The 19844-nt window shown below is 74.8% G+C and carries 14 protein-coding genes; 4 read left to right on the forward strand and 10 right to left on the reverse strand.

The features are described from left to right. The coding region (gene selA, locus PSR1_RS12245; RefSeq protein WP_059437857.1) for an L-seryl-tRNA(Sec) selenium transferase at nt 1-1247 on the reverse strand (1247 nt) is incomplete at its 3' end. Nucleotides 1248-1327: 80 nt separating this feature from the next. Here selA and nuoL point away from each other — a divergent pair. From nuoL to PSR1_RS12260, 3 genes are read left to right on the forward strand one after another with little or no spacing between them, the layout of a single operon-like run. Further along, the gene (nuoL, locus tag PSR1_RS12250) at nt 1328-3358 is read left to right on the forward strand and encodes an NADH-quinone oxidoreductase subunit L (RefSeq protein ID WP_059437848.1); all 2031 of its coding nucleotides are present in this window, start codon (nt 1328-1330) and stop codon (nt 3356-3358) included. A gap of 3 nt (nt 3359-3361) precedes the next feature. Beyond that, nucleotides 3362-4990 carry a NuoM family protein gene (locus PSR1_RS12255; RefSeq protein ID WP_059437849.1) on the forward strand — a complete coding sequence of 543 codons (1629 nt, stop codon included), beginning with the start codon at nt 3362-3364 and terminating at the stop codon, nt 4988-4990. A gap of 1 nt (nt 4991) precedes the next feature. Next, complete coding sequence (locus PSR1_RS12260; RefSeq protein ID WP_059437850.1) at nt 4992-6467, forward strand: NADH-quinone oxidoreductase subunit N; 1476 nt, start codon at nt 4992-4994, stop codon at nt 6465-6467. A gap of 101 nt (nt 6468-6568) precedes the next feature. Here PSR1_RS12260 and PSR1_RS12265 read toward each other — a convergent pair whose 3' ends face one another. The 9 genes from PSR1_RS12265 to PSR1_RS12305 all read right to left on the reverse strand — a co-directional run bounded on the left by PSR1_RS12265 (nt 6569) and on the right by PSR1_RS12305 (nt 19343). Continuing rightward, the gene (locus PSR1_RS12265) at nt 6569-6910 is read right to left on the reverse strand and encodes a response regulator (RefSeq protein WP_059437851.1); all 342 of its coding nucleotides are present in this window, start codon (nt 6908-6910) and stop codon (nt 6569-6571) included. A gap of 310 nt (nt 6911-7220) precedes the next feature. Continuing rightward, nucleotides 7221-8645 carry a sigma-54 dependent transcriptional regulator gene (locus tag PSR1_RS12270; RefSeq protein ID WP_237757934.1) on the reverse strand — a complete coding sequence of 475 codons (1425 nt, stop codon included), beginning with the start codon at nt 8643-8645 and terminating at the stop codon, nt 7221-7223. 13 nt (nt 8646-8658) lie between these two features. Next, nucleotides 8659-13242 carry a GAF domain-containing protein gene (locus PSR1_RS12275; protein WP_059437852.1) on the reverse strand — a complete coding sequence of 1528 codons (4584 nt, stop codon included), beginning with the start codon at nt 13240-13242 and terminating at the stop codon, nt 8659-8661. After that, a complete protein-coding gene (gene selB, locus PSR1_RS12280) occupies nt 13242-15191 on the reverse strand; it encodes a selenocysteine-specific translation elongation factor (protein ID WP_059437853.1) in 1950 nt (649 codons plus the stop codon). Before selB ends, PSR1_RS12275 begins: the two co-directional genes overlap by 1 nt. A 23-nt stretch (nt 15192-15214) precedes the next feature. Beyond that, a complete protein-coding gene (locus PSR1_RS12285; protein WP_059437859.1) occupies nt 15215-15760 on the reverse strand; it encodes a phosphoribosyltransferase in 546 nt (181 codons plus the stop codon). A gap of 237 nt (nt 15761-15997) precedes the next feature. Continuing rightward, nucleotides 15998-16885: an Hsp33 family molecular chaperone HslO gene (locus PSR1_RS12290; protein ID WP_059437854.1), complete on the reverse strand. Its 888-nt coding sequence runs from the start codon at nt 16883-16885 to the stop codon at nt 15998-16000. Between the two features lie 51 nt (nt 16886-16936). Further along, complete coding sequence (locus PSR1_RS12295; protein WP_059437855.1) at nt 16937-17509, reverse strand: hypothetical protein; 573 nt, start codon at nt 17507-17509, stop codon at nt 16937-16939. Between the two features lie 26 nt (nt 17510-17535). Continuing rightward, nucleotides 17536-18483: an SDR family oxidoreductase gene (locus PSR1_RS12300; protein WP_082100238.1), complete on the reverse strand. Its 948-nt coding sequence runs from the start codon at nt 18481-18483 to the stop codon at nt 17536-17538. A gap of 5 nt (nt 18484-18488) precedes the next feature. Beyond that, entirely contained in the window at nt 18489-19343 is an 855-nt protein-coding gene (locus tag PSR1_RS12305; RefSeq protein ID WP_059437856.1) for a lysophospholipid acyltransferase family protein, read from the reverse strand. A 141-nt stretch (nt 19344-19484) separates the two neighbouring features. On the opposite strand from PSR1_RS12305, the gene PSR1_RS12310 reads away from it, so the two are divergent. Next, the coding region (locus PSR1_RS12310; protein WP_193388356.1) for a zinc-ribbon domain-containing protein at nt 19485-19844 on the forward strand (360 nt) is incomplete at its 3' end.

The following is a 19844-nucleotide window of genomic DNA, read 5'->3' on the forward strand; positions in this document are numbered from 1 at the left end:
CGCACCGCGCAGCCGGCGCCGGCCGGCCCGAGCGCCGCGAGCCAGCCGCGGGCGCGCGCCTCGAGCGCCTCCGGACCCGCGGCGATGGCGCGCCACACCGGCACCTTCTCCAGCGCCTCGCCGCGCTCGTAGTGCGCGAGCGTCGCCGAGAGCGCCGCGAGCGTCACCTTGTCCACCCGGAGCGCGCGCATGAGCGGGTGGCGCTTCACGCGCGCGATCGCCTCGCGCGTGCCGCACAGGATCCCCGCCTGCGGGCCGCCCAGGAGCTTGTCGCCGGAGAAGCACACCAGGTCCGCGCCGGCGCGGATCCGCTCCTGCACGGTCGGCTCGACGCCCAGGCCGAACGGCGCCGTCTCGAGGAGCGTGCCCGAGCCCAGGTCGTCCACCACCCACAGCGCGCGCCGGCGGCCGAGGTCCACCAGCTCCTCCAGCGGCGTGTCGTGCACGAAGCCGGACAGGCGGAAGTTGGACCGGTGCACCGCCAGGAGGATGCGCGTGCGCGGGCCGACCGCCGCCTCGTGATCGCGCAGGTAGGTCCGGTTGGTGGTCCCCACCTCGACGAGCGCGGCCCCGGAGCGGCGCAGCACGTCGGGGATGCGGAAGCCGCCGCCGATCTCGACGAGCTGCCCGCGCGACACGATCACCTCGGGCAGGCCCGCCTCCGCCTCCCCGCGGCCGGGTGCGGCCAGCGGGCGCACCCCCGCCTCCCCGCCGCCCGACCGGTCCGGCGCCGCGTCCATGAGCGCCGCGAGCGCCAGCATGACGGCCGAGGCGTTGTTGTTCACCGCCACCGCCGCCTCGGCGCCGGTCAGCCGGCACAGCGGCGCCTCGGCGTGGCCGTACCGGTCCCCCCGCTCGCCCTCCGCGAGGTCGTACTCGAGGTTCGTGTAGCCCCGGGCCGCCCGGCCCATGGCCGCGATGGCGTCGTCCGACAGCGGCGCCCGGCCGAGGTTGGTGTGGATCACGACGCCGGTGGCGTTGACGACCGGCCGGAGCGACCCCCGGGCGTCCTCCCGGAGCCGGTCCAGCAGCCCTGCCTCGATCGCCTCCGGGGAGGGGCAGGGCTCCCCCGCCAGCACCGCCGCCCGGTGGCGGTCCAGCTCGGCCCGGACGGCCTCGAGGACCGGGCCGCGGCCGAGCGCCTCGACCATGCCCGCGCGATCCGCCGCCTCCACCAGCCGATCCGTCCGCGGGAGCCCTCGCAAGGCCGAGCCGGCCGGCCCGGGGACGAATTTTGGAGTGGTCATGTCCGCTTGCTCCCGGAGGTTTTCGGCCGACAAGACCCTTGCTAGAGCGGCTCTATGAAGGTAATCCTTCGCCCCACTCTATGCCCTCGATCGTACCCTCTCCCGCTGCGGCAGAGTCCTATCTGTGGGCCATCATCCTGTTCCCGCTCGCGGGAGCGATCGTCAACGGTCTCACCGGCCGGAGGCTCGGCCGCGGGAACGTGACGGTGATCGCCATCGGCGTGATGGTGGGCGCGTTCCTCGTCTCGTCGGTCGCGTTCTACCACGCGCTGACGGGCACGGTGCTCCGCTTCCGGGGTGAGCCCTGGATCCAGGTGACCGGCGCCGACGGCCGCACGATCGTCTCGATCGGCTGGGGCCTGCTGGTGGACCGCCTGTCGGCGACGATGATCATGGTCGTCACCGGCGTGGGCACGCTCATCCACGTCTACTCGGCGTCGTACATGTCGCACGAGGACGACGCGGGCTACGCGCGCTTCTTCACGTACCTGAACCTGTTCGTCGCGGCGATGCTCACGCTCGTCCTCGGCGACTCGCTCATCCTCACCTTCGTCGGGTGGGAGGGCGTGGGCCTCTGCAGCTACCTGCTGATCGGGTTCTGGTACACCGACCCGGCCAAGGCGTTCGCGGGCCGCAAGGCGTTCGTCACCAACCGCATCGGCGACTTCGGCTTCCTGATCGGGGTCTTCGCGCTGTTCTCGATCTTCGGCACGGTCGGCTACGCCGACCTGCAGTCGCTCGCGCACGGCGTCGACCCGGCCGCCGCGATCCAGACCGGCGTGTTCGCCGGCCGCACCTACCAGGCCGCCATCACCTTCGCGCTCATCGGCCTGTTCGTGGGCGCCTGCGGCAAGAGCGCCCAGCTGCCGCTCTACGTGTGGCTCCCCGACGCGATGGCCGGCCCGACGCCGGTCTCCGCCCTGATCCACGCCGCCACCATGGTGACCGCCGGCGTGTACCTGGTGGCGCGCAACGCGTACCTGTTCTCGCTCGCCCCGGCGGCCATGGCCACGGTGACGCTGGTGGGCGCGCTCACCGCGCTGTTCGCGGCGATGATCGCGTTCGTCCAGACCGACATCAAGAAGGTCCTGGCCTATTCCACCGTCAGCCAGCTCGGCTTCATGTTCATCGGCGTCGGCGTCGGCGCCTGGTGGGCCGGCGTGCTGCACCTCGTCACCCACGCGTTCTTCAAGGCGTGCCTGTTCCTCGGCGCCGGCTCGGTGATGCACGGGATGCACGAGGACACCGACATCCGGAACATGGGCGGCCTCGCGAAGAAGATGCCGCACACCGCGGCCACCTTCGGCATCGCCACCCTGGCCATCACCGGCTTCGTGCCGCTGTCCGGCTTCTTCTCGAAGGACGCCATCCTCGGGAACGCGCTGTTCAGCCACAACCCGGCCTGGCACCAGGTCGGCCAGATCGCGTACGTGCTCGGCTCGCTCGCCGCGCTCGGCACCGCGTTCTACATGTCGCGCCTGTTCTTCCTGACCTTCACCGGCAAGCCGCGCACCGCGGCCGCCGAGCACGCGCACGAGTCCTCGCCGGTGATGTACCTGCCGCTGTGGGTGCTCGCGATCCTCTCCATCGTGGCGCTGCTGCTCGGCCTCCCCGGTCACGGCCCGCTCGCCGAGGTGTTCGCGCGGTTCACCGAGCCGGTGTTCGCGGCCGGCACCGAGCAGCTCCACGAGGTCGGCCACCTGCACGCCGGCGCGCACCCCGCCTGGCCGTTCGCGGTGGCCTGGGCGCTCGCCGCGGTGGGCACGCTGGTCGCGTACCTCATGTACGCGGGCGCGCTCCGCACCGCCCCGGCCACCCTGGCCCGCACGTTCCCGCGCCTGTACCAGTTCGCGGTGGACAAGTTCCGGGTGGACGAGCTGTACCAGATGGTGGTCATCGAGCCGCTCAAGACCGCCGCCTACCTGCTCTGGCGCATCGTGGACGTGTTCGCCATCGACGGCCTGGTGGTGAACGGCGTGGCCCGGCTGGTCGGGTACGCCGGGTCGGTGCTCCGGCTCGCCCAGAACGGCGACGTGCAGCGCTACGCCGCGATCATGGTGGTCGCCGCGGCCGTCATCCTCTGGACCGTGGTCGGCGCAGGAGGGCGCTAGCTCGTGAACCTGCTCACCGTCGTCACCTTCCTCCCGCTGCTCGGCGCGCTCGCGATGGTGCTCGTCCCGCGGGACGAGCCGTCGCAGCACCGGGCGCTCGCGCTGGTGGTCTCGCTCGTCACGTTCGCGCTGTCGCTGGGGCTCTGGTTCGGCTTCGACGCGAGCCCGGGCGCGCCCGAGTTCCAGTTCGAGCTCATGGTCCCGTGGATGCCCACCATCGGCATCGGCTTCCACGTCGGCATCGACGGCGTCGCGCTGCTCCTGTTCATGCTCACCACCGTGCTCATGCCGGTGGTGGTCCTCTCCGCCTGGAAGGCGGTGGGCGACCGCGTGAAGGAGTTCATGATCGCGCTGCTGGTGCTCGAGAGCGCCATGCTCGGCACCTTCATCGCGCTCGACCTGGTGCTCTTCTACGTGTTCTGGGAGGCGATGCTCATCCCGATGTACCTGCTCATCGGGATCTGGGGCTCGCAGAACCGCCTCTACGCGACGGTGAAGTTCTTCGTGTACACGTTCGCGGCGAGCGTGCTGATGCTGCTCGCCATCCTGTACGTGTACTTCCACGACGGCGGCACCTTCGACTACGTCGAGGCCCGGCGCGCGCTGGCGGTGACGCCCGGCGCCGCGAGCTGGCTGTTCCTCGCGTTCGCGCTGGCGTTCGCGGTCAAGGTGCCGATGTTCCCGCTGCACACCTGGCTGCCGGACGCGCACACCGAGGCGCCCACCGCCGGCTCGGTGATCCTGGCCGGCGTGCTCCTGAAGATGGGCACCTTCGGCTTCTTCCGCTACGCGCTGCCGCTCTTCCCGGAGGCGGCGCTGCAGCACCGCAACCTGGTCGCGGTGCTGGCGGTCATCGGCATCATCTACGGCGCGCTCATGTCGCTCGTGCAGACCGACATGAAGCGGCTGGTGGCCTACTCCTCGGTCTCCCACCTCGGCTTCGTGATGCTGGGCCTGATGGCCCTCTCCGCCGAGGGGATGACCGGGTCCGTCTACCAGATGCTGAACCACGGCGTGTCCACCGGCGCGCTGTTCCTCCTGGTCGGCATGCTCTACGAGCGGCGCCACACCCGCCTCATCTCCGAGTACGGCGGCATCGCCAAGCGCGTGCCGGTGATCGCGGCGGCGTTCGTGATCGTGACGCTCTCCTCGATCGGCCTCCCCGGAACCAACGGCTTCGTGGGCGAGTTCCTGATCCTGTCCGGCACCTGGCTCTCGCGCCTGGGCGGCTCGGCGGTGTTCGCCACCGTCGCGGCGCTGGGCGTCATCCTGGGCGCGGTCTACATGCTGCTGCTGGTGGAGAAGGTGTTCTTCGGGCCGAACCAGAACCCCGAGAACCACCACCTCCCGGACCTCTCCGTCCGCGAGGGCTTCGTGCTCGCCCCGATGATCGCGCTGATCGTGGTGATGGGCCTGCTGCCCGGGCCGTTCCTGGCGCCGGCCAAGCCGGCGGTGGACCGCCTCATCCAGCGCTTCCAGGTGGCCGAGGCGCGCCTCGGCAAGGGGCCGCAGGTGGGCACCGCGGTGCCGGCGGTGATGGTCCGCGCGCCCGCGCCGGCCCCGGCGGCGGAGCCCGCCCCGCTCCCCGCGCCGGCGCCGGTCCCGCTCCAGCAGCCCGGAGGGAACTACTGACATGAGCGGCTTCCCGATCCAGGACTTCGTCGCGCTGGTCCCGGTGGCGATCCTCACGATGGGGGCGCTGGTCCTGCTGATGACCGAGGTGTTCCTCACCTCGGGCCGGCGGGCCTACCAGGCCTACCTGACCATGGTGTTCGCGGCCGCCGCCGCGGCGTACGCCGCCTGGATGCCGGTGCCCGGCAACGTGTTCGGGCGCCAGGCGGTGGTGGACAGCTTCTCCGCCTTCGTCACGGTGGTGCTCTGCGCCGGCCTGGCGCTCTCGGCCCTGGTGGGCCAGAGCTGGCTGAACGCCCGCAACTCCGAGCGCGGCGAGTTCTACGCGCTCGCGCTGTTCGGCACCGCCGGCATGGTGCTGCTGGGGATGGCCACCGACCTCCTCATCGCGTTCATCGCGGTCGAGGTGATGAGCCTCTCCACGTACTGCCTCGCCGCCTTCCTGCGGCGCGGCAAGAAGCCCGCCGAGGCGGCCTTCAAGTACGTGGTGCTCGGCTCGATCTCCTCGGCGCTCCTGCTCTACGGGTCGGCGCTGCTCTACGGCGCCTCGGGCTCGACGCTGTTCTCGCTCCTGCCGCGCGGGCAGGGCTCGGCGCTCTACCTCGCCGGCATCGCGCTGGTGGCCGGCGGCGTCGCGTTCAAGATCGCCGCCGTCCCGTTCCACGCCTGGACGCCCGACGTCTACGAGGGCGCGCCCACCCCGGTGACCGCGTTCATGGCCGCCGGCGTGAAGACGGCCGCCTTCGCGGTGCTGGTCCGCCTGTTCCTGGCCACCGAGAGCGGCTCGGCCGCCATGTCCACCTCGCTCGGCACGGTGCTCTCCGCCCTGGCCGTGCTCACGATGATCTTCGGCAACCTGCTCGCGCTGCCGCAGCGCAGCGTGAAGCGGATGCTGGCGTACTCGTCGATCGGCCACGCCGGCTACCTGCTGGTGGGCGTGGTCTCCGCGGTGGTGGCGGGCGCGCGCGACAAGGCGCTCGCGGGCCTGCTGTTCTATCTCGCGGCCTACACCGCCACCGTCATCGGCGCGTTCGCGGTGGTCGGGGCGCTGGAGCGGCGGACCCGGGGCGACTTCGAGCCGGCCGACGCCTGGGACCTGGATCGCTTCGCCGGCCTGGCGCGGCGCCGCCCGGCGCTCGCGTTCGCCATGGCGGTGTTCCTGTTCTCGCTCGCGGGCGTGCCGCCCACCGCCGGCTTCATCGGGAAGTTCTACATCTTCAAGGCGGCCATGGGCGCCGGCCTCTACGGCCTGGCGGTGCTGGGCGTGCTCACCAGCGTGCTCGGCGCGTACTACTACCTGCGCGTCGTCCTCTACATGTACTTCCTGCCGTCGAAGGACGAGGCCGGCGAGGTGGTGCTCTCGGCGACGTCGCTCACCATCGCGCTCGCCGCGGCGGTGGCGGTGGTGGTCCTGCTCGGCGTGGTGGCCGACCCGATGGTGCGGCTGGCCCAGGCCGCGAGCGCCATCATCCTGTAGCGGGCGGCGCACGCCCCACCTCTCGCGCGGCGGCCGGGGCGACCGGGCCGCCGCGCCGCCGTCTCCGGGCGGCGCCCGTCGCGGGCGAGGGTGCGGCGGAGCTAGTGCGCGGCGCGGCCGGCGTCGGCCAGCTCGGCCGCGCGGAACGGCTTCGGCAGCGCGGTCGCCGCCGGGTGCCGCCGGGCGGCCTGCTCGAGCACGTCGGCGTAGGGGCCGGTCATGACCGGGCGCGCGCCGGCGGCGGTGGCCGCCGCGAGCACCTCGTCGGCGCCGGGCATGTGCGCGTCCACCAGGCAGCAGCCCACGCCGCCCGCGGCGAGCCGCGCGAGCGCCTCGTCGGCGCCCACGCACACCTCGACCCGGTGTCCGTCCAGCCGGAGCGCGATCGCGAGGGCCTCCCGGAAGTTCCGATCCTCGTCCACGAGCAGGAAGCACTGCGCCATGGGGACGCTTCCGGGAGAAAAGAAAAAGAAGTGCAAAGCGCAGCTGAAGTGGCGGGGGGGGACCTACTTCAACAGGCTGCTTTGCACTTCTCGCCCGTCCCAGAGAGCAATGACGGTGCCAGCCAGGACGGGTGCGCTCGCTCCGGAGGATGCCGTCTCTATTCGGGCACTTGCCTGCCGCCCTCGCCGGACCACTCCCGGTGCGGTCCCCTCGAAAGCGCCGGTGCGATTTCGGATGTGCAAGACGCCGCTGCAAAAATGAAAAGCGGCCTGGACCGGATGCCCGTCCCGATGTGGTTGTGCGACCCGATCAGGGTCCTACGGACGGGTGCTCGCGGGCCTCGATGCCGAGCCGCTTCATCTTGCGCCAGAGGGTGGTGCCGGAGATGCCGAGGTCGCGGGCCACCCGGCCGAGGTCGTTCCCGCAGCGCACCAGCGCGGCGGTGATGGCCCGGCGCTCGGTGTCCTCGACCGCGTCGGCGAGCGTCACCCCGGCGCCGGCCGCCGGCGCGGCCCGCGCCTCGACCTGGACGTCGGCGGCGCGGATCTCGCGGCCGGTGCAGAGCGCGGCGGCCTGCTCGATGATGTTCTCGAGCTCGCGGACGTTCCCCGGCCAGTCGTGGGCCACGAGCGAGGCCACCGCCTCCGGGGTGAGCACGCGCTCGCTGCCGGTGCGCTGCACGAAGCGCTGCAGGAAGTGGGCGGCGAGCAGCGGGACGTCCTCGCGGCGCTCGCGGAGCGGCGGGATGCGCAGCGGCACCACGTTCAGCCGGTAGAACAGGTCCTCCCGGAACCGCTTCTCGGCGATGGCGCGGCGCAGGTCCTGGTTGGTGGCGGCGATGATCCGCACGTTCACCTGCACCGGGCTGGACTCGCCCACCCGGCGGATCTCGCCCTCCTGCAGCGCGCGCAAGAGCTTCGCCTGGAAGCCGGGGGAGGTCTCGCCGATCTCGTCGATGAACAGCGTCCCGCCGTTCGCCTCCTCGAACAGGCCGCGGCGGGCCCGGGTGGCGCCGGTGAAGGCGCCGCGCGCGTGGCCGAACAGCTCCGACTCGAGCAGCGTGTCGGTGATGGCGGCGCAGTTCACCGGGACGAACGGCTTGTCGCTGCGGCGGCTGGTGACGTGGAGCGCGCGCGCCACCAGCTCCTTGCCGGTGCCGGACTCGCCGGTGATGAGCACGGTCGCGTCGGTGGGCGCGACCCGCAGCACGCGGTCGAGCACGTCGCGCATGGCGGGGGAGCGGCCCACGATGTGCTCGAGGCCGTAGCGCTTGCGGAACTCCTCGGCGAACAGGTTCACCTCGCCGAGCAGGCGCCGCTTTTCCAGCGCCTTGGAGACGCGGAGCAGGACCTCGCTCTCCTTGAACGGCTTCGCCAGGAAGTCGTAGGCGCCGCGCCGGATCGCCTCCACCGCCGACTCGATGGTGCCGTACGCGGTCATCACGATGACCTGCGTCTCGGGCGAGGCCTGCTGCACCGCCCGCAGCACCTCCATGCCGTCCACGGTGGGCATGCGCAGGTCGGTGAGCACGACGTCGAAGCTCTCGTGCTGCACCCGCTGCGTCGCGGACGCGCCGTCCTCGGCCTCCTCCACCGCGTGGCCCGCCTGCCGGAGCAGGATGGCGGTGGTGGCGCGCATGTTCTTCTGGTCGTCGACGACCAGCACCTTGCCGCCGGTGGGCGGCTCGGGGATCCGCGGCGCCCGCGCGTCCTCCGGCGGAACGGGGTCGATCATGCCACCCGGAATGTCAGCCAATCCCCGCCTCCTTTTCAACCGGGCCGCCGTCTTCCCCCGCGAGCGGGGTGAGCGGGAAGCGCAGGGCGAAGGCGGTGCCGGCGCCGGGCCGGCTGGTCACGGCCACCTCGCCGCCGTGTCCCTCGACGATCCGCCGCACCACCGCCAGCCCGAGGCCGGTCCCGCTCGCCTTCGTGGTGAAGAACGGCTCGAAGATGCGGCCCCGGACCTCGTCCGGGATGCCCGCGCCGGTGTCCTCCAGCTCGAGCACCGCCGCGTCCCCGTCCCGCCGCAGCCGGACCGTGAGCCGGCCCCCGCGCGGCATGGCCTGCACCGCGTTCACCGCCACGTTCACCACCGCCTGGCGCACCAGGCGCGCGTCCATGGGCACCTGCGGCAGCGCCGGGTCCACCTCGCGGCGGACGTCGATGGGCTGGCCGTTCTGCGCGAGCGCGGTGGCGAGCGCCTCCTCCACCACCCGGTCCAGCGGCTCGGGGCGCACCTCCGGCGTGGAGGGGCGGGCGAAGTCGAGCAGGTCGCCCACGATCCGGTTGAGCCGGTCGGCCTCCTCGCCCACGATGTCGAGCAGCATGCGCGCGTCGCCCTGGGGGCGCAGCATGCGCCGCAGCGAGCCGAGCGAGTTGAAGATGACGCCGAGCGGGTTGCGCACCTCGTGGGCCACCACCGCCGACAGCTCGCCCAGCGCGGCGAGCCGCTCCTGCTGGATGAGCTGGCGCTGCGCGTGCGCCAGCTCGGCGTAGCTGCGGCGCAGGTCCTCGTAGAGCCGCGCGTTCTCCGCGGCCACCGCGAGCTGGTTCGCGATCGCCGCCCCGCGCTCGATCTCCGCCGGGCTGAAGCGCCGGGGGCCGCGGGTCTCGAGGATCACCGCGGCGCCGATGTAGCGGTCGCGCACCAGCAGCGGCAGGCCGAGCATGGCGCGGATCGAGGGGTCGAGGGCCACGTCCTCGCGCACGCGCGGATCCCGCGCCGCGTCCTCGATGGCGATGGGCTCGCGGCGCTCGAACACCATGGCGGCGAGCCGCGGGGCGGCGGCCTCCACCGGCACCTCGACGCCGACGGCGCCGGGCGGGAGGCCCCAGACCGCCCGCACCTGGAGCTGCCCGCCGCCCGGGGCGCAGAGCGCGATGGCCGCGCGCGGCGCGTCCACGATGCGCGCCAGGTTGCGCACGCCCGCGTCGAGCACCTGCTCGAAGTCGAGCGTGGCCACCAGCGAGCGGCCCACCTCGTGGAGCAGCCCCAGCTCCTCGGCGCGCCGCCGCGTCTCGGAGTAGAGCCGCGCGTTGTCCACCGCCACCGCGAGCTGGCTGGCGATGGCCATGGCCCGCGACAGCTCGCCGGGCGAGAAGGTCCGGTCCATGGTGGCGGCGGCCACCAGCGCCACGCCCACCGGGTGGTCGCGGACGTGGAGCGGCACCGCCAGCAGCGCCCGGTCCGGCACGCCCGGCTCGGCGAGCCGCCCCGCCACCGGCGTCCGCGCCTCGAGCGCGTCGCGCGCCAGCGACCGATCGGCGAGCGGCACCGAGGCCGGGCCGATGGGCGCGCCGCGGGTCGCCGCGCGCCGCAGCTCGCGGCGCCGGTAGTCGTCGAGCAGGATGGTGCAGTCGGAGCCCTGCAGCGTCTGCTTCAGGTGCTCGGCGCCGGCGGAGAGCACCTCCTCGAGGTCGAGCGACGAGGACACCACCCGCGCCACGTCGATGACGGTGGAGAGCTCGTGCAGGCGCCCGCGGGCCTCGGCGTACAGCCGGGCGTTCTCGATCGCGACCGCGAGCTGGTTCGCGACGGCGGTGACCCGCTCCACCTCCGCCGGCGTGAAGCGGCGCGGGCGCTCGGTGTCCACCACCACCAGCACGCCCAGCGGCTCGCCGCGCAGCAGGAGCGGCGCCACGATCGCGGCGCGCGCCCGGTGGTGCTCGACCAGCAGCCGGTTGAGCCCCGCGGACTCGGCCTCGGCGTCCTCCACCACGAACGTGCGCCGCTCGCGCACCGAGCGCCAGCTCAGCCCCTCGCCGGTCGCGAGCGCGGCCGAGGCCCGCTCCAGCGCCGCCGCGCCGCCCTGGCTGATGGCGGCGGCGCGCAGCGAGAGGTGGACCGGGTCGTAGAGGTGGACGACGCCCACCCCGGCGCCGAGCAGCCGCCGCGCCGCGTCCACGCCCTCGGAGAGGACGTGGTCGAGGTCGAGCGAGCCGGCCACGGTGCGGCTCATCTCGTTCAGCAGCGAGAGGTCCTCCACCCGGCGGCTCGCCTCCGCGTACAGCTCGGCGTTCTCCAGCCCGACCGCCAGCTCGCCCGCGAGCGCGTTCGCCAGCGCCAGCTCCGGATCCGAGAAGCTGCGCCCGGCGTCGTCGAAGAGGAACAGCACGCCGCGGGTGGCCTGGCGGGAGGTGAGCGGGACCACCAGCAGCGCGGTGGGCGGCAGGCCCTCGCGGCCGCACAGCGCGCTGCGCGGGTCGCGCGAGGCGTCCTCGGTCCAGGCGGGCGCGCCGCGGCGGAGCGCGTCCTCCGCCAGCAGGTCCTGGCCCGCCGGGATGCGCAGCGCCTCGGCGCGGAGCGGCCCGCCCCAGCCGCCCACGCCGCGGAGCCAGCGCTCCTGCGCGTCCACCAGCAGCACCGCGGCGCCGCGGCAGGAGAGGGCGCTCGTCACCTCGCGGCAGCCGTCGTCGAGCAGCGCCGGCACGTCCCCGGGCGCGTTCCCGAAGATGCGCAGCGCGAGGGCGTGCACCGCCTCCAGGTCGGAGAGGCGGCGGCGGACGTCGGCGAACAGGCGCGCGTTCTCGACCGCCACGCCGATCTGCACCGCCATGGCCGAGAGCAGCGTCACCTCCCGCTCCGCGAACGGGCGCGCGGTGCGGCGCCCGAGCACGATCGAGCCCACCGCGGCCTGGCCCTTGGCGAGCAGCGGGACCGCCATGGCCGCCTGGAGCCCCTCGGCGCGCGCCACCTGGAACGCGGTCGGATCGGCGTCGTCCGGGTACCGGGCCGGCCCGCAGCGCTTCACCGCCAGGCCGGGCAGCGACTCGCCCAGCCCGAGCCGCGCGGCCCGCCGCAGCGTCTCGGCGGAGAGGCCGTGGCCGGCCACCAGCGCGAGGCGCTCGCCCTCGCGGACGAACGCGGCCCCGGTGTCCGCCTGGAACGTCTCCACCACCCGGCGCAGCGAGGTGTCGAGCAGCAGCACCGGATCGAGCTGGGCGCTGCCCATGGCCACGTCGTTGATGAGCGTGAGCTCGGCCACGCGGCGGCGGAGCGCGCCCAGCAGGCCCTGCGTCTCGACCGCGCTGGCCACGTGCGGGCCGACCGCGCCGAGCAGGCCCAGCCAGGGCCGCACCGCGTCCAGCTCCTCGCGGAACGCGGCCACCATGACCCCGACCGCGCGCCCGCGGGCCACGAGCGGCACCCAGATGCCGGCGCGGATCCCCTCGGCGCGGAGCGCGTCGGCGCCGGCCTCGGCGGCGTCCACCGGGACGGCGCGTGCCGCCCGGTCGCGCAGCACCTCGCCGATCCGCGCGGTGACGGGCACCCGCTGCAGCCGCGCCTGCACCTCGGCGCTCGTGCCGCTCGCGAAGGTGCGGACCAGCTCGCGGCCGCCCTCCTCCACCAGGTACACGGCCACCACCACGCAGCCGGTGGCGGAGGTCAGCACGGTGGTGACCTCGGCGAAGAACGTGTCGAGATCGGGGGCGTCGCCCGCCAGCCGTCCGACCCGGTTCAGGAGCGCCAGGTCCGCGTTGTGGCGGGAGAGGTCGGCGATGGTCCGGGCCGCGTCGAGCGCCGCGGCGAGCTGCGCGCCGAACAGCCGGAGCGCGCCCACGTCCTCGCTCCGCAGCCAGCGCGCCGCGACGAGCAGCACCAGCGCCGGGCCGGCGCGCGCGTCCACCCGGACCGCCACCGCGCGCGCGATCCCGATGGCCGCGATGGCCTCGCGGGTCGCCGCGGCGCGCGGCTCCGGCACGAACGCGGCCGCCTCGTTGGGGAGGTCGTCGGAGTAGGCCGCGCCCGCGTCCCACGCCACGCGGAACATGGGCGGCCAGCGCCCGAGATGCGAGTCGAGCGGCCGCTCCAGCGCGCGCTCCAGTCGCGCCGCCGCCGCGGGCGGGAGCGCCGACCAGTCCACCCGCACCCCGTCGCCCTCCGGCCGGGCCAGCAGCACCAGCGCCGACAGCTCGCCGGCGGCGCCGCGCAGCCGCTCCAGCACCGCCGCCTCGGTGGGCTCGCGCTGGAGCGCCGCGCCCAGCTCCGCGAGCGCCTCGAGGCGCGGGCGCCGGGCGGCCTGCGCGGTGGCGTCGCGCACCTCCACGATGACGTCGGGGCCGTGCACCCGGACGCGCAGCTCCACCGGCCGCCGGGTGCCGTCGGGCAGGAGGACGCCGACCTCGTACTCGGCCGGCGCCGCCTCGCCGCGCAGCCGGCGCTCGTGCCGCTCCACCACGCGCGCCACGTCCTCCGGCGCGACCAGGTCGAGCACGTCCCGGCCCACCATGGTGGCCACGGTCCGGCCGGCGAGCGCCGCGGCGCCCTCGCTCGCGTACACGACCTTGCGATCGCGCACGATCAGCGAGCCGCCCTGGAACCGCTCCGCCATCAGCGTCCCTCGCCGCGCAGCACCCGCTTCTCGCCCACCCGCAGCGTCACCTTCTCGCGGTCGAAGAACTCCGCCAGCGGGATGACGTGCTTGCGGGTCGCGCCCACCAGGTCCTTGAACTCCTGCGTCGTGATCTGCCGGCGCTCCCTCAGCCAGGCCACCAGCTTCGCCTCGAGCGCCTTCACCGCCGCGGCGTCGAAGTACAGCTCCGACGAGACGCGCAGCGCGCGCCCCTCGGCGGCGAGCAGCTTCAGCACCGCCTGCACGTCCGGCGCGCTCGCGCCCACCGCGCCGGGCAGCTCGGCCAGCCACGGCGGCGTGAGCCCGCCCTTCGCCAGCGCCGCGGCGACCTTCTCCTTCAGCGCGCCGCCGGCGCTCTCGCCGCTCGCGGCCGCGTGGCCCTGCTCGCGGACCAGGTCGCCCTCCACCACCAGGTCGCCCCGCTCGGCGGCCTGCGCCAGCAGCCGCTGGAACAGCCGCGGGTCGGTCACCGGCGGCAGCTTCCCGCGCAGCGCCTCGCGCCCCATGCCGGCGGCGAGCGGGTGATCGCGGTGGAACGCCGCCACGCCGGCCGCCATGCGGCGGGTCAGCTCCTGCGCCACCGGCCCGGCCACGTAGGCGCGCCGCTCGCGGTCGAACAGCACCACGCCGCCGCGCGCGCCGAGCCGGTCGAGCGCGGCCTGCGCCGCCTTCGGGGAGAGCGCGGTGCGCCCCACCAGCGCGGGCAGGTCGAGGCCGGCGGGCCCGGCCATGGCGAGCACCGTGGCGAGGCGCGCCTCGGCGTCGGGCCCGGCCAGCGCCGCGAGCTGCGCGAGCGACTCCGGTCGCCCGCGGCGGCGCTTCGGCGCCGCCACCGCGAGCACCCGGCCGCCGCCGACCGTCTTGCCGCGCCCCTCCAGCACCGCGAACCCGCGCAGGATGAAGCGCTGGCCCGGCAGCGCCGCGGCCGGCTCGGCCAGCCGGAGCTGCGCGTGGGCGGTGGCGCCCGGCGCCAGCTCGGCGCGATCGAGCAGCGAGACGACCGCCGGGACCTGCGCCGTGCCCACGTGCAGCAGCAGCTTGGCGCGGTGGCGGAGCGGCTTCGGGGCCGCCGCGAGCAGCGTCAGCTCCGCGTCGAGGATCGACGACGCCGGGACGACGCCGGGGTGGACCAGCACCTGGCCGCGCCGGATGGCCGCGGGCTCGATGCCGGGCAGGTTCACCGCGGTGCGCTGGCCGGCGAGCGCGCGCGGGGTGGGCTTGCCGTGCACCTGGACCGAGCGGACCCGCAGCCCTTCGCCGGCCGCCGAGGCGGGCAGGAGCGCGGCCGCGTCGCCCTCGGCGATCTGCCCGGAGAGCAGCGTCCCGGTGATCACCGTGCCGAAGCCCTTCATCGAGAAGGCGCGGTCCACCGGGAGGAACAGCGGGCCGTCGGCGGGCCGCTCCGGCACCTCGGCCGCGAGCGCCGCCAGCGCGGCGCGCAGCGCGTCCAGCCCCTCGCCGGTCGCGGAGGAGACCGGGACGATGGGCGCGCCCTCCAGGAACGTGCCGCGCGTCACCTCGCGCACGTCCTGCTCCAGGAGCGGCAGCCAGTCCGCGCCCAGCTCCGGCAGCAGGTCGGCCTTGGTGACGGCGACCAGGCCCCGCGGCACGCCCAGCAGCCGGCAGATGTCGAGGTGCTCGCGGGTCTGGGGCATCACCCCCTCGTCCGCCGCGATCACCAGCACCACGAGGTCGATGCCGCCCGCGCCCGCCGCCATGGAGCGGACGAAGCGCTCGTGGCCGGGCACGTCCACCACGCCGGCCACCGAGCCGTCGGGCAGCGCGAGGTGCGCGAAGCCCAGCTCGATGGTGATGCCGCGCCGCTTCTCGTCGCGGAGCCGGTCGGTGTCGATCCCGGTGAGCGCCCGGACGAGCGAGGTCTTCCCGTGATCGATGTGGCCGGCCGTGCCGATGACGACGCGCTTCATGGCTCTCCGGCGCCGCGACCCGGCTAGACGCCGACCTCGCCCGGATCCACCGCCGCGCCCAGCTGGTCGAGCTGGTAGTCCCAGGCGAACAGGATGAGCTCGTCGGTCTCGAACGCGTGGAAGTCGGGCCGGGCGCCGCTCGGGCGCACCACCAGCACCGCGGTGCGCACCTCGCGCGCCCCGGCCTTGCGCGCCACCGCGCGCGCCTTGGCGAGCGTGGCGCCGGTGGCGGCCACGTCGTCCACCACGAGCACGCGCCGCCCGGTCAGCGCCGGCAGCTCGGCGGCGGGCGCGCCCGGGCCGCCCGCGTCGCGGCGGCGCTTCTCGATGCGGACGGGCTGGAACTCGGCGCCGAGCGCGGCGGCGAGCGCCCCGCCCACGAACACGCCGCCCTTGGCGATCCCGACCACCACGTCGGGCCGGAAGGACTCGTGGATGCGCGCGGCCAGGCCGCGGGCCACCTCGCCGAACGCGGCCCAGCCGATCTCGCGCATGGCCTTCTTGGGCGCGCGGCGGAGCTGCGCCGGCGCGGCGAGCCGGTCCATGGCGAAGCCGTCGGCGACGCCCATGCCGAGCGGCTGCTCCGGACGGCGCTTCGGCCTGGCGCGGGGCGCGGCGCGCTTGCGGGGCGCGGCCTTGCGCGGCGCGGCGGCGCCGGCGCGCGCGGCCTTGCCGCGGGCGGGCGGGCGCCTGCGGACGGTCTTCCTCTTCGTGGCGGAAGCGATGATCTCCCTCCGGGACTCGGGCCGCGTGCGGCCTGTGACGGGGCGCCCGAAATCTACCACGCGGCGGGGCGGATGGCGCCGCTACCCGCCCTCCGCGTCCCGCTCCGCCAGCCGCCGGGCGATGTCGCGGAGCTCCGCCTCGCCGATCACGTACCGCTGGCGGCAGAACTCGCAGGAGATGACCGCCTGCTTCTCCTCCGCGAGCACCTGCTCGATGCCCTCCCGCCCGAGCGCGGACACCGCCGCGCGGGCCCGCTCCGGGCTGCAGCCGCACCGGTACGCGATCTCCTCGTCGGCGAGCAGCTCGAAGCCGTCCCCGGCCACCTCGCGGATGACCTCCTGCGCGGTCGCGCCGCGGGCCAGCGCGGCCCGGAGCGCGCCCGAGGCGAGCCGCTCGCGCGCCTCCCGGATCGCGCCCCCGTCGCCGTCGGGCAGCTTCTGGAGGAGCAGCCCGCCCACCTCGGCGAGCGGCTCGCCCTCGCGCCCCACCACCGCGAGGTCGAGCGCCGTCTCCACCTGCTCGCTCGCCGCGAACCAGCGCCGCAGGTCCTCGACGAGGTCGAGCGCCTCGAGGTCCACCGCGCTCCGGTAGTACTGGCCGCTCCCCGGGTCGCGCAGCACCGAGAGGAACCCGGAGCCGCCCAGGGCGGCGCGCGCGGCGCGGTCCGGATCCCCGGGGAAGTGGACCGCCGGGCGGCGCACGTAGCCGCGCACGTTGCCGTCGCGGTCGGCGTCCACGAACAGCCCGCCCACCGGGCCGTCGCACTCGACCTGGAGGTTCACGCGCCCCTGCTCCTTCTGCAGGGCGCCGAGCAGCGCCGCGGCCGCCAGCCCCTGCGCGAACAGGTGGGCGCTCGTCGGGTAGAGCCCGTGGAGCACGCGCGCCATGCGGGCGGTGTCGCCCACGCGGACGAAGGCGGCGCGGAGGCCGCGCTGCGGGAGGAGGCCACGGCAGAGGCGATCGGTCATCGGGCGGGATTCTGTTCGGAAACCGCCCGGTGCGCCACCCCTGCGGGCCCGTCACCCGGCCATGGTGGCGAGCAGCGCGAGCGCGAGCTGCGGCAGCGGCGGCGGCTCGTTCGCGGCGTCGCCGATGAGCTGCACGGTGGCGCGGGAGTTGGACGGGAAGGAGGCGCCGCGGCGCAGGCACGCCGCATCGCCGCGGAGCTGGCCCGGCGCCTTGAGGCGCTTCGCGTCCACGGTGCAGTCGCCGAAGCGGGCCGAGAGCCGCTTGCCGTCGAGGTCGAAGCGGAAGCGGACCCCGTAGAAGAGCCCCTCGCCGTGGGTCGCGCCGCCCTTCTGCGTGAGCACCAGGTTCACGTTCGCCCCGGTGAGCCGGCCCTCGCGGATCTCGAGGGCGACGTTGCGGCCGGCGAGGTCGCCGGCCCAGGTGCCGTCCTCGCGCCGGGTGAGGTTCACGGTCGGCCCGACGACGCGCCCCTCGTCGAAGGCGGCGCTCGTCCCCATGGTGCCCCAGGCCAGGATGCGGATCTCGCCGGAGGGCTCGAAGGGCACGTCCTGGGCGCGCGCGGCGGCGGCCGCGAGCAGGCCGGCGCACAGGACGGAGAGGCGCAGCAGGGCAGGGGCACGCATGGGGCGACGATAACGCGGGGCCGCCCTCAGAGCACGCTGCGGATGGTCTCGCGCATGGAGAAACGGGGGGCCCACCCCGCCTCCCGGGCGAAGCGCGAGCCGTCCACCACGCAGAGGTACTGGATGTGGTCCACCTCGTCCGGCGGGAAGCTGGTCAGGCGGGCGTCGAACAGCCGCCGGACGAGCGGGCGGATGAGCGGGTGCGGGACGGGGATGGGCCCGCGCCCCAGCTCGCGCAGCACCGCCGAGAGCGGCACCTCGCCCGGCCCCGACACGTTGAAGACGCCGCGCAGCCCGGGCCGGAGCGCCAGCACCAGCGCCCGGCAGACGTCCTCCTCGTGGATGAGCTGCAGCATCGGGTCGAAGCCCATCACCGTGAGCGGCGACTCGAGGCGCAGGTAGTTGCTGGGCGCGTTGCGCACGGTCGGGCCGACGATGTTCACCGGCCGCACGATCACCGTCTCGAGCTCGGGGTGACGCCACATGAACGACTGCGCGTACATGTCCACCTCGACGAGGTCGCGCACGTCGCTGGCCCGGTCGGCGCCCATGAGCGGCGTCTCCTCCGGCAGGAAGTTCGAGTTCTGCGGGCGCGGCCCGTAGACGTTCGCCGAGGAGAGCACCACCACCTTCTTGACCCCGTGGCGCACGCACAGCTCGAGCAGCCGCTGCGTGCCCACCACGTTGAAGCTGTGGGCCTCGCTGAACGGCATGCGCGGATCGTGCATGATGCCCATGTGGATCACCGCGTCCACGCGCCGGCGGCGGAACGCGTCCTCGGAGCGCGCCTTGCGCAGGTCCGCCTGGTGGTGGTCGATGTCCTTGGGCTTGCCCGGGAAGGCGCGGCGGTCGAGCCCCACCACCTGCGTCTCGGTGTGCAGGTGCTTCGCGAGCGCGCGCCCCAGGTTCCCGGAGATCCCGGTGACGAGGACGGTGCGCGGCATGCCGGGGAAGGTGACGGGGTCGGCGGGCATGTTCGCTACCAGTAGACGTGCTCGCGCTCGGCCAGGCCGCGCGCGAGCAGCCCCCGCACCGCCGCCTCCACCTCCGCCACCTTGCGCTCGAGCGCCTCGTCCTCCTCGTCGGGCGAGCCCTGGAAGCGCATGGGGGCGCCGAAGTGGATGTGGTAGCGCGAGGGCAGCGGGAAGGGCAGGACGGTCGGGGTGATGGGGAAGGCAGGGAAGGAGAGCAGCTTCGCGAGCGGCTTCAGGTCGAAGAGCGCCGGCGCCTGCTCCTCCGCGCCCACCACGCCGATGGGCACCACCGGCGCGCCCGACTCGAGCGCGAGCCGCAGGAACCCGGCGCCGAAGCGCTGCAGCTGGTAGCGCTGGCTGAACGGCTTGTTGAGGCCGCGCACGCCCTCCGGGAACACCAGGATCGCCTCGTCCGCCGCGAGCAGCCGCCGGCAGTTCTCCGGCGTCCCGACGATCTGCCCGCAGCGGGCCATGAACGTGGAGACGAACGGCAGCGTCGGCACCCAGCGCTCCACCAGCGCCCGCACCGCGCGCGGCGGGTCGAGCTCGATGAGGCAGGCGACCTCGATCATGGCCGCGTCGAAGGGGAGCTGGCCGGAGTGGTTCGAGACGAGCACCACCCGGCCCTCGGTCGGCAGGTTCTCGAGGCCGTGGACCTGGACGCGGAAGTACTTGCGGTACAGCCACAGGAGCGGCGCGATGGCGGCCACCGCGTACTCGCTGTCGAAGCCGTAGGGATCGACCCCGTACTCGTTGCGCGGCGGGGTGAGCTTCTCCAGCCGGCTGCGCGTCCCGGGGCCGCCGAGCGCGAACGTCCAGGCGCGGAGCCGTGCCTTGATCGCCTCGGACAGCTCGGCCATGCCCCGGTCCTACCACGTGCGCGGCCCCGGCGGGACGGCGGCAGTGTCGCCTTGAATGGGGCGCGGGGGCGGTGTTACGGTCGCGAGAATCCTGGGGATTCCTGGATCCACACCACGAGCCCCGCTGCCCCGGACGACGCCATGAGGGTGACCTGCCCGCACTGCAACGCCGCGTACAAGATCGACGACGCGCGGGTCACGCCGGCCGGCGTCAAGGTCCGGTGTCCCAGATGTCACCAGTCCTTTCCGGTGCGGCGGCCCGACGAGGCCGGCGCGGCCGTTCCCCTGCCCGGGGGAGCCGCCACCACCGCCGGCGTGCCGCTCCCCGCGCCGGCGGCCCCGCCGCCCGGCACCGAAGGGATCCCGCTGCCCCCGCCGGGCGGCACCGGCAGCATCCCGCTCCCGCCGCCCGACGCGGGCCCCGAGGCCGGCGGGCCCTCGCCGTTCGCGTTCGGGCCTGCCCCCGAGGCGCCGTCGCCGTTCGCGCTCGGCCCCGCGCCC

Source organism: Anaeromyxobacter sp. PSR-1 (genome assembly GCF_000964525.1).
In the GTDB taxonomy this organism is placed as follows: Bacteria; Myxococcota; Myxococcia; order Myxococcales; family Anaeromyxobacteraceae; genus Anaeromyxobacter.

Coding starts and splice junctions, on each gene's coding strand:
- nuoL (WP_059437848.1), top strand. CDS start 1,328: ATGCCCTCGATCGTACCCTCTCCCGCTGCGGCAGAGTCCTATCTGTGG.
- PSR1_RS12260 (WP_059437850.1), top strand. CDS start 4,992: ATGAGCGGCTTCCCGATCCAGGACTTCGTCGCGCTGGTCCCGGTGGCG.
- PSR1_RS12265 (WP_059437851.1), bottom strand. CDS start 6,910: ATGGCGCAGTGCTTCCTGCTCGTGGACGAGGATCGGAACTTCCGGGAG.
- PSR1_RS12270 (WP_237757934.1), bottom strand. CDS start 8,645: ATGATCGACCCCGTTCCGCCGGAGGACGCGCGGGCGCCGCGGATCCCC.
- PSR1_RS12275 (WP_059437852.1), bottom strand. CDS start 13,242: ATGGCGGAGCGGTTCCAGGGCGGCTCGCTGATCGTGCGCGATCGCAAG.
- selB (WP_059437853.1), bottom strand. CDS start 15,191: ATGAAGCGCGTCGTCATCGGCACGGCCGGCCACATCGATCACGGGAAG.
- PSR1_RS12285 (WP_059437859.1), bottom strand. CDS start 15,760: ATGGGCGTCGCCGACGGCTTCGCCATGGACCGGCTCGCCGCGCCGGCG.
- PSR1_RS12290 (WP_059437854.1), bottom strand. CDS start 16,885: ATGACCGATCGCCTCTGCCGTGGCCTCCTCCCGCAGCGCGGCCTCCGC.
- PSR1_RS12295 (WP_059437855.1), bottom strand. CDS start 17,509: ATGCGTGCCCCTGCCCTGCTGCGCCTCTCCGTCCTGTGCGCCGGCCTG.
- PSR1_RS12300 (WP_082100238.1), bottom strand. CDS start 18,483: ATGCCCGCCGACCCCGTCACCTTCCCCGGCATGCCGCGCACCGTCCTC.
- PSR1_RS12305 (WP_059437856.1), bottom strand. CDS start 19,343: ATGGCCGAGCTGTCCGAGGCGATCAAGGCACGGCTCCGCGCCTGGACG.